Genomic DNA, 8,679 nt, shown 5'->3' with positions numbered 1-8,679 from the left:
CTTGCCAAGCGACCAGCGTGAGAAAAGCTTTGGGGACATGGTTGAAATTGCTTTGGAAGCTGCCTTTGCGTGACGTCGAGCCCCTGGGCTATGCCTGACGAGTTTGTCTATGAGATATCGCAGGCCGGCTTAGTGAAAAGCATTTTTAATCAGTGACTTGAGATATTCTATATCCACAGAAACTCGTCACCCGAGATATGACCGGGCAACGAGTTTTAGATTTCACAAAGACGATTAAGAGGCGGAGGGCGCGTCTTTTTCTGCCTTTTTGAGGAACCATTTACGGGGTTCACGGTCGGGGCCGTGCCAGTCTTCATCGCGGGTCAGCCACATCGTTCCGGCAAGAGCGAGAAAGGCCAATGTGGAACCTGCAAGGAGGGCATAATCTGCGCTTTGCAGGATCAGATAGAGGACGGCGTAAACGATGATTAACATCGCGGCGAGCGTTGTGGTGCGTTTGGCGAGTTTAAGCGCTGTGGCTCCAAATAGGGTTAGCAGACCGATCGTGGCTGATGCCGCGAGAAGGTAGGCGGCTGCGAAGCCGATTTGCTCGGCGAAAGATGCCATGAGCAGGACGAAAACGGACTGCGCCAGGCCAATCATCAAGTACTGAACGGGATGCGCGGGCTTCGCGCCGACACGGTCGAGAAGCAAGACCGTGAGGAAGGTTAAGCCGATGAAAAGGATGCCATAACGGGCGGAGCGGTAGGCCTTTTGGTAGAAGTCGTTCGGGGTGATAAACCGCACGCCCATTGATGCGATGGACCGCGCAGTCGGGTCGAGCGGTTCGCGGCTTAGCTGCGGAAGGGGGCGGGCCAGATGCGGGACGCTCCACGTGGCTGTGAAGCCATCTTCGTTAACGCTTCGCGCGTCAGGGAGGAAACTTCCGAAGAAGCTTGGATCGGGCCAATCGCTGGTAATCGCGAGGTGGCTGGTGCGGCCTGTGGCAGTGGCAGCGATGTGTTGCGCTCCGTTCAGTTTCAGGGTCAGCCGGTAGGGTCCGGACCCGCGCGGATCACCCGGAGTTGCGGTAAGTCCGCCACCAGATTTTCGGTTGACGGCGGCGATGGGTTCTAGCGTCATGGCGGCGCCGTCGGAAGTGAGTTGCGCTTCGCCGCGCAGCGCCCGGTTGGATGTGAGGTAGACGTCAATGCGCGCGTCTTTCCAGTGAAGGGTTTCTTTCCCACCAAGTGCGTCGGTTGCAGATAGAGCGTTAAAATCGAAGGCGATCTCGACCTGTGCGGTGTAGACTGGCACGTCGAAAATGCCGCGGTTTCGCCTTTCCGACGTGGTGTCAACGGTGATGTCGAGGGTGTCTGCGAAGAGGTGAACGGGGGGCCGCGTTTCGGTCACGGTTTCCTCGAAACGCTCGAAAATCGGTTTGCCGTTCTCGTCCTGAAGGGTGAGGCCGGTGGAGCCGTCAACGGCTTCGCGGCGGCGGTCGTAGGTGACGTCTTCAGTGACGGGGATGATCAGAACGGGGCCGCTAATTTGTTGGGCGCCCCCCCATTCGAGACTGATATCGGTGACGGTTTGGCGAGCGTAGGTGGCGCGGTCGTCGATGATCGAGGAGATGAGGTTAAGAGGTATGAACATTAACAGTGCGAGAAGCCCAACGGCGATGAAGCGGAAGCCTGCAGATCGAAACATGGTTTGTCCCTTGTTTTTAGGTGATGGGGACAGTCTTGGCAAAGTCGATTGCAGGTTGTCTGGCGTGGTTCAGGACCGCTTGTGCAGGGAGTGCGGAGGGGAGTGCACGACTTTGCGGCACGTTGTGGGGCGTCGGTGTAAAAGCGCCCCAGTTCGCCAGTACGTCGATGGATTTGTGTGGAAGTACGTTTTTTTCTATCACGGCCGTGTAACCTCGGCATGGCATCAGTGCAGGCCTGTGGTCCGATAAACAAAGAGTTCAGGCCTGGCGTTGATGCGCAGGCTTAACGATCTGGGTTTTCGCAGGTGGTTGGGGATCGGTCGGCTTTAAGGCGGGCGTTGCAGTAACTGCATGCCCATTCGCCCGCCGCGCGGTCTTCTCGCCAACGGCAGTTTCGGGTCAGCGTGGTGGCCATGCGCTTCCACAAGAGGTAGGCGAGCGTGCCGAAAAGGAGGGTGAGGAGGAGGATGGGCAATTGAAAAGCTCGTTTGCCTCACGCGACTTGGCGTTCAGACGACCCGTTCGACCATCATTTTCTTGATCTCCGCGATGGCTTTGGCCGGGTTCAGACCCTTGGGGCAGGCTTTGGCGCAGTTCATGATTGTGTGGCAGCGATACAGCTTGAACGGGTCTTCCAACTCGTCGAGACGCTCGCCTGTGGCCTCGTCGCGGCTGTCGATGATCCAGCGGTAGGCGTGCAACAAGGCGGCTGGGCCGAGGTAGCGGTCGCCGTTCCACCAGTAGCTTGGGCAGGACGTCGAACAGCAGGCGCACATGACGCATTCATACAGACCATCGAGTTTTTCGCGGTCATCAATCGACTGGCGCCACTCTTTTTGCGGGCGGTTCGTTTTGGTTTCGAGCCACGGCATGATCGAGGCGTGCTGTGCGTAGAAGTGTGTGAGGTCAGGGATCAGGTCCTTGATCACCGGCATGTGCGGCAGCGGGTAGATTTTGATGTCGGCCTTCACTTCGTCCATGCCGTAGATGCAGGCAAGCGTGTTGATGCCGTCGATGTTCATCGCGCAGGACCCGCAGATGCCCTCGCGGCACGAGCGGCGGAAGGTCAGGGTCGGGTCGATCTCGTTCTTGATCTTGATGAGCGCATCCAGAACCATCGGGCCGCAGGTATCCATGTCGACGTGGTAGGTGTCGACGCTTGGGTTTTGACCGTCATCAGGGTTCCAGCGATAGACCTGCACTTTGCGCAAGTTGGTGGCACCTTCGGGCTTGGGCCAGGTCTTGCCTGTGCGGATGGTCGAGTTCTTGGGGAGGGTCAGTTGGACCATTGTGTCTCTCCTTTAAAGACGATCCAGAAGGACGGGTAGTCCTTCGGTCGCTAGGCATTGAATGGTTTCGGGGCGCGAGACGATACGGGTGACGATCTCGGCGGTTGAGGCAGTCGGGCCGGTGACGCTGTCGGCGGCAAGGGCGAAGATTTCCTGTGCCGTTGCATTGTCGATGATGCAATCCGAGGCCGGTTCCAACGGGATACCGGGGAAGCGGTCGGCCAGCACGGGACGCACAGCCTGTTTGGCGGCGTCGCGTGCAAGAAAGTCCTGCTGCGCGGACGAGCAAGCAGCGAGGGCGAGCGTGGCGAAAAGGACGAGGCGTTTCATCAAAGCTCCAGCGGGCGAATGGGCGCTTCGCCAGTTTTACGGCGCACGCAGCTTTCGTAGACTTGCTGCGGGTCTTTTCCGATAAGGAAGTCAGACGAGATGCCAATTTCAATGCTGTTTGTCACGCGGCCATCACTATTGACGCCGATGCCGATCTGACCGGTGGGGCCAGCGGCACTGCGTGCCTGTTCCTCGCATTGCTTGGCCGCCAGTTCCGGGGAAATGGGGCCACAGGCGGCAAGGGTGCCAGCCAGAATGAGCGATATGAGGAGCGTGCGGATCAATATAAGCGCGCCTTAGGGGCGATCTTTTTGAGGTCGATGCCGCCTTCCGCTTCGGTGGTGAGCGGGTCGAGATGCACAGGGCGGTAATCGAGCTCGACCTTGCCGTTCACCCGCGCGAGCGTGTGCTTGCGCCATACTTTGTCGTCGCGATCTGGATAGTCTTCGTGAGCATGAGCGCCACGGCTTTCTTTGCGGGCTTCAGCGCTGACGACGGTGGCCAAAGCGTTCGGCAGGAGGTTCGACAACTCCAGAGTTTCCATCAGGTCGGAGTTCCAGATCAGCGAGCGGTCGGTCACTTTGATGTCGGCTAATTTGCCTGCGACATCGTACATTTTCTCAACACCTTCGGCGAGGGTTTTATCGGTGCGGAAGACGGCGGCGTCGGCTTGCATGGTCTTTTGCATCTCAAGGCGCAGCTCTGCCGTCGGCGTGGCGCCGTCCGCGTGTCGTAGACCATCGAAGCGTTCAAGGGCGGCGTCGACGCTTGCCTGGTTGAGCGTTGGGTTGCTGGTGTCCGGATCGACAACCTGGCCGGCCTTTATGGCAGCGGCACGGCCGAAGACCACCAGGTCGATGAGGCTGTTCGAGCCCAAGCGGTTTGCGCCGTGCACTGATGCGCAGCCGGCTTCGCCAACAGCCATGAGGCCCGGCGTGATGCGGTCGGGATTGTCGGCCGTCGGGTTTAGCACTTCGCCCCAGTAGTTCGTCGGAATGCCGCCCATGTTGTAGTGAACCGTCGGCAGAACCGGGATCGGCTCCTTGTTCAGATCCACCCCGGCAAAGATGCGCGCGCTTTCGGAAATGCCCGGCAGGCGCAGGGCCAGCGTTTCGGGCGGCAGGTGGCTTAGGTTCAGGTGGATGTGATCGCCATCGGCGCCTACGCCGCGACCTTCGCGGATTTCCATTGTCATGCAACGGCTGACCACGTCGCGCGAGGCGAGGTCTTTGTAGGTCGGAGCGTAGCGCTCCATGAAGCGTTCGCCTTCGGAGTTCGTAAGGTAGCCGCCTTCGCCGCGCGCGCCTTCGGTGATGAGGCAGCCTGCGCCGTAGATGCCGGTTGGGTGGAACTGGACGAATTCCATGTCCTGAAGCGGCAGACCTTGACGCGCGACCATGCCGCCGCCGTCACCGGTGCAGGTGTGTGCAGATGTGGCCGAGAAGTAGGCGCGGCCATAGCCGCCCGTGGCAAGCACGGTCATCTTGGCGTTGAAGACGTGGATCGTGCCGTCTTCGAGATTCCAAGCGACGACGCCCTGACAGGTGCCGTCTTCGGCCATGATCAGATCAGTTGCGAAGTATTCGATATAAAATTCTGCATTGTTCTTAAGGCTTTGGCCATAAAGCGTGTGCAGGATGGCGTGACCCGTGCGGTCGGCGGCAGCGCAGGTGCGTTGCACGGGCGGGCCTTCACCGTATTCGGTTGTGTGGCCACCGAAGGGGCGCTGGTAAATCTTGCCTTCTTCGGTGCGCGAGAAGGGCACGCCATAGTGGTCAAGTTCATAGACAGCTTTTGGCGCTTCACGGGCGAGGTATTCCATCGCATCCGTGTCGCCCAGCCAGTCTGAGCCTTTGACGGTGTCGTACATATGCCACTGCCAGCTGTCGGGCCCCATGTTGCCCAAGCTGGCGGCAATGCCACCCTGCGCGGCAACGGTGTGCGAGCGTGTCGGGAATACTTTGGTGATGCAGGCAGTGCGCAGGCCCTGTTCAGCCATACCGAGGGTCGCGCGCAGCCCGGCGCCACCAGCGCCGATCACGATGCAGTCGTAGTCGTGTGTTTCGTATTCGTAAGCAGCCATGTGAATTCCTTAGAGCGCGATTTTAGCGATGGCGAAAACGCCGGTCGCCGCCGCGCCGTAGCTGAGGCAGGTCAGAAGAATGATGGTGATCTCGCGGGCGAGGCCATGCATGTAATCCTCGATCAGCATTTGCACGCCGGTCTTGAAGTGCATGAACGTCGTCACAACCATGAGAGCCGCAATGATCGCAGGGAATGGACGCTGGAAATAGGCCAGAACCGCGTCGTGTGGCTCGCCCGTCATCGGACCAAAAGTGAAGACGAAGAATGGTGTCAGGATCAACAGCGCGACTGAGGATTTGGTCATCGACCAGTGGCGCTTGGTGCCTTCGCGGGCAGACCCCATTCCAACGGCGCGTTTGAGATCGGTCATGTAATCCATGTGCGTGTTCCCCCTCAGACAGCCAGAAGTGTGATGATGGTGAGGATCAGCGACCCAGCGATCACGGCAAGGCCCATCTTTTCCGCGGTTTCGATCTCAAGGCCATACCCTGCATCCCAGATAAGGTGCCGGACCCCGGCAAGCGTGTGATACCAAAGCGCCCAGACGGACAATGTCATCACCAGATCGCCGAACCACGATGTGATAACGCCATCGGCGAGCGCGAAATAGTTCGGCGATGTCGCTGCGGCAAGAAACCACCAGACAATCAAAAGCGCGGCGACAAGCAAGGCGTTGCCGGTGATCCGTGTAAAGATCGAGGTTATGGACGTCATTTGCGGACGGTAGATCGTCAAGTGCGGAGACAGGGGACGTTTCCCCCGGTTCACATCAGCCATTTTCGGCTCCCACGTTTCATATTTTGCCGATGGTTATCAGATTAATCGCCAATGTCACGTGTGCCAAAGCCGCAGCGCGGCAATTTGCGCAGAAATCCTGCAAGTTTCTCAAATTAGTGATCACAGAAAAATCTGGTGTGATCACATATTTCACCCTTTGCTAAATTCCTCCGCCGGAGGCACTGCGACGGGGCGCGCGCCGAGCACAAATGTCGTTTTGTCCTGTTGGGGCGGCGGCTTGGATCAGATCGCGATAAGCGCCCAGATATCCAAGTCAAGAAGAACGCCGGGCGCGTATTTGCCATCGGCGCCCTTCAAAATGAAGGGCGCTGTTTCAGCGCGGTGGGCCACAAGCCGCAAACGAATAGCCCCGACGCCGGGGGCTGGGGTTTCGGCTCTGTCGAGCACTTCTGACCATGCCGCGATTGTATCGCCTGCAAAGCAAGGCGCGACGTGACTGCCGCCATTCAGGGCGACAACCATCTGTGCGTTGGCAAGGCCATTGAAGCTAAGCGCGCGCGCCATGGAAATCACATGGCCGCCGTAGATCAGCCGTTTACCGTCTTCGCGGTTGGTCGCGTCGAAGTGGACTTTGGCGGTGTTTTGCCAAAGCCGCGTGGCCAGCATGTGTTCGGCTTCTTCGATGGTCACGCGGTCGACATGGTCGATTTTCTCACCGATTGCGTAGTCGCCCCAGCGGTGCGGTTCGCCGGCCAGCGCAAAGTCATAGGCTGTGAAATCAAGGCCCTTGGGCAGAACCAACGTGTCGGGCGCAACCGTCGCCGCAAGTTCAGGAAGCACCGTTTCGGGCGCATCCGCGTCCCCATCGCGCTTTTTGACCATCACCCAGCGCACATAGCTCATGACCGCTTCGTCACGTTGGTTGAAGCCGGTCGTGCGGACCCAGACGACACCTGTTTTGCCGTTGGAGTTTTGTTTCAGGCCGATCACTTCGGACTGCGATCGGATCGTGTCGCCCGGCCAGACCGGCGCCAGCCAGCGCCCTTCGGCGTAGCCAAGATTGGCCACGGCGTTCAGGGAAATATCAGGAACGGTTTTTCCAAACACCACATGGAAGACCACCATATCGTCGAACGGACTGAACGGCAGGCCGCAGCTTTGTGCGAATTGATCCGAGGAATAAAGCGCGTGTCGGGCGGGATACAGCATGTGGTACAGGGCGCGCTCACCCATCGTGATCGTTCTTGGAACGGCGTGGGCGATGGTCTCGCCGACGCGGTAGTCCTCGAAGAAGCGCCCGAGGTTTGTTTTCATGGGATTAGCCGCCGAATGGGAAATAGCCGAGCCAAGTGTGAATGCCTGCGATAATGCCGTAAATCACCAGCGAGATGACCAAGAGCTTCACATCTCCGGCGGCTGATCCGCCCTCGTAGGGGGTATAATCCGGGACGGCGCGGTTGATGATTACCATTTGCGCCAGCGCCCAGATTGCGAGGCCACCGAATAGCACGATCGAGGCCGTGTCGCCATTGACCAGAAGGTGCGAGGCGGCCCAGACCACAACGCCGGTCAGCATGGGGTGGCGCATCTTTTTGCGCAGGCGGCTTTTGGAGGAGCCGAGACCCAATAGCGCGACGGCGGCCAGCATCAGGAGGTTGTTGATCCCGGTTGTGGCGGCAGAGCGGCCCCAGAGAAAGTTCATCTCGGCGCCGCGATAACCGATGACCATCAACACGATCGAGACGACGAGAAGGATGGCGATGATGCCTTTCGAGGCGTCTCCCATTTTTTCCTGCAGTGCGCCGCGCTGTGCGGGAGCGAAGCGTTTGAAGAAGTGGGCGGCAGTCCAGATGAAAAGGCCGGTAATAAGAAGGGTCATGTTTTTAGGGTCCGTGCGGCGATGGCGTCGGCACGGGCAAGAGCCGTGCGCGCGGTTTCGATATGCAGGTTTTCGACGATTTTGCCGTCCACCACGGCGACACCTTCGCCTTGTACGCGGGCGGCGTCAAACGCTTCGATCTGACGGCGGGCGAGGTCGATCTGTTGAGGCGTCGGGGCGAAGACGCGGTTTGCGATGGCCAGTTGTGCCGGGTGGATAAGCGTTTTGCCGTCCATGCCTAGCGCGCGGCCGTGTTCGCATTCGGCTTCCAGGCCTGCATCGTCTTTGAAAGCGTTGTAGACGCCATCGACGCATACGATCCCGGCGGCGCGCGCGGCCATCAGGCAGATTTGAAGGGCCGTCATCAACGGCAATCGGTCGCTGCCCGTGGCGCACCCAATGTCTTTGGCGAGGTCGTTGGTGCCGAGGATGAAGCCTTTGACGGTGACATAGTCCGCGATGGAAAGCGCGTTCAGGACGCCACGTGGGGTTTCAAGCATGCACCAGATGGCAAGCCCGCCGGTGATCGCGGCGAGGGCTTCGGTGTCGTCGGGGCCGTCGACTTTGGGCAAAAGGACGGCGTCGCATTCCATATTCGCGACGGCGCGGGCGTCGTCCCTGCCCCATTCCGTGTCCAGCGCGTTGATGCGGACGATGCGCTGGCGGTGGCCGTAGCCGCCGTTTTTCAACTCGCGGGCCAGTATTTC

Annotated in this window: 10 protein-coding genes; all 10 read right to left on the bottom strand. The window is 59.4% G+C overall.

Annotated elements, in window-relative coordinates; genetic code table 11:
- Positions 1-234: 234 nt before the first annotated feature.
- Positions 235-1,650: a cell envelope integrity protein CreD gene (gene creD, locus Q1B15_RS11990; protein WP_299753971.1), complete on the bottom strand. Its 1,416-nt coding sequence runs from the start codon at positions 1,648-1,650 to the stop codon at positions 235-237.
- A 510-nt stretch (positions 1,651-2,160) separates the two neighbouring features.
- Positions 2,161-2,940 (bottom strand): succinate dehydrogenase iron-sulfur subunit, encoded by a 780-nt coding sequence (locus tag Q1B15_RS11985; RefSeq protein WP_299753970.1) that lies wholly within the window; start codon positions 2,938-2,940, stop codon positions 2,161-2,163.
- A gap of 12 nt (positions 2,941-2,952) precedes the next feature.
- Positions 2,953-3,270, bottom strand: coding sequence for a hypothetical protein (locus Q1B15_RS11980; RefSeq protein WP_299753969.1), 318 nt, complete (start codon positions 3,268-3,270; stop codon positions 2,953-2,955).
- Complete coding sequence (locus Q1B15_RS11975) at positions 3,270-3,554, bottom strand: hypothetical protein (protein WP_299753968.1); 285 nt, start codon at positions 3,552-3,554, stop codon at positions 3,270-3,272. Before Q1B15_RS11975 ends, Q1B15_RS11980 begins: the two co-directional genes overlap by 1 nt.
- Positions 3,551-5,353 (bottom strand): succinate dehydrogenase flavoprotein subunit, encoded by a 1,803-nt coding sequence (sdhA, locus tag Q1B15_RS11970; RefSeq protein WP_299753967.1) that lies wholly within the window; start codon positions 5,351-5,353, stop codon positions 3,551-3,553. Before sdhA ends, Q1B15_RS11975 begins: the two co-directional genes overlap by 4 nt.
- Before the next feature lie 9 nt (positions 5,354-5,362).
- On the bottom strand, positions 5,363-5,734 hold the full coding sequence (gene sdhD / locus Q1B15_RS11965) for a succinate dehydrogenase, hydrophobic membrane anchor protein (RefSeq protein ID WP_299753966.1): 372 nt from the start codon (positions 5,732-5,734) through the stop codon (positions 5,363-5,365).
- Between the two features lie 14 nt (positions 5,735-5,748).
- Positions 5,749-6,132: a succinate dehydrogenase, cytochrome b556 subunit gene (sdhC, locus tag Q1B15_RS11960; RefSeq protein ID WP_299753965.1), complete on the bottom strand. Its 384-nt coding sequence runs from the start codon at positions 6,130-6,132 to the stop codon at positions 5,749-5,751.
- A gap of 243 nt (positions 6,133-6,375) precedes the next feature.
- On the bottom strand, positions 6,376-7,407 hold the full coding sequence (locus tag Q1B15_RS11955) for a MaoC family dehydratase (protein ID WP_299753964.1): 1,032 nt from the start codon (positions 7,405-7,407) through the stop codon (positions 6,376-6,378).
- 4 nt (positions 7,408-7,411) lie between these two features.
- Positions 7,412-7,972: an NnrU family protein gene (locus Q1B15_RS11950; RefSeq protein WP_299753963.1), complete on the bottom strand. Its 561-nt coding sequence runs from the start codon at positions 7,970-7,972 to the stop codon at positions 7,412-7,414.
- The coding region (locus Q1B15_RS11945) for a CoA ester lyase (protein WP_299753962.1) at positions 7,969-8,679 on the bottom strand (711 nt) is incomplete at its 5' end. The genes Q1B15_RS11950 and Q1B15_RS11945, both read right to left, overlap by 4 nt.

Source organism: uncultured Boseongicola sp., from assembly GCF_937988555.1.
In the GTDB taxonomy this organism is placed as follows: Bacteria; Pseudomonadota; Alphaproteobacteria; order Rhodobacterales; family Rhodobacteraceae; genus Boseongicola.
Note: the sequence above shows the minus strand (reverse complement) of the source record. Positions and strands in the feature narration are given on the sequence as shown.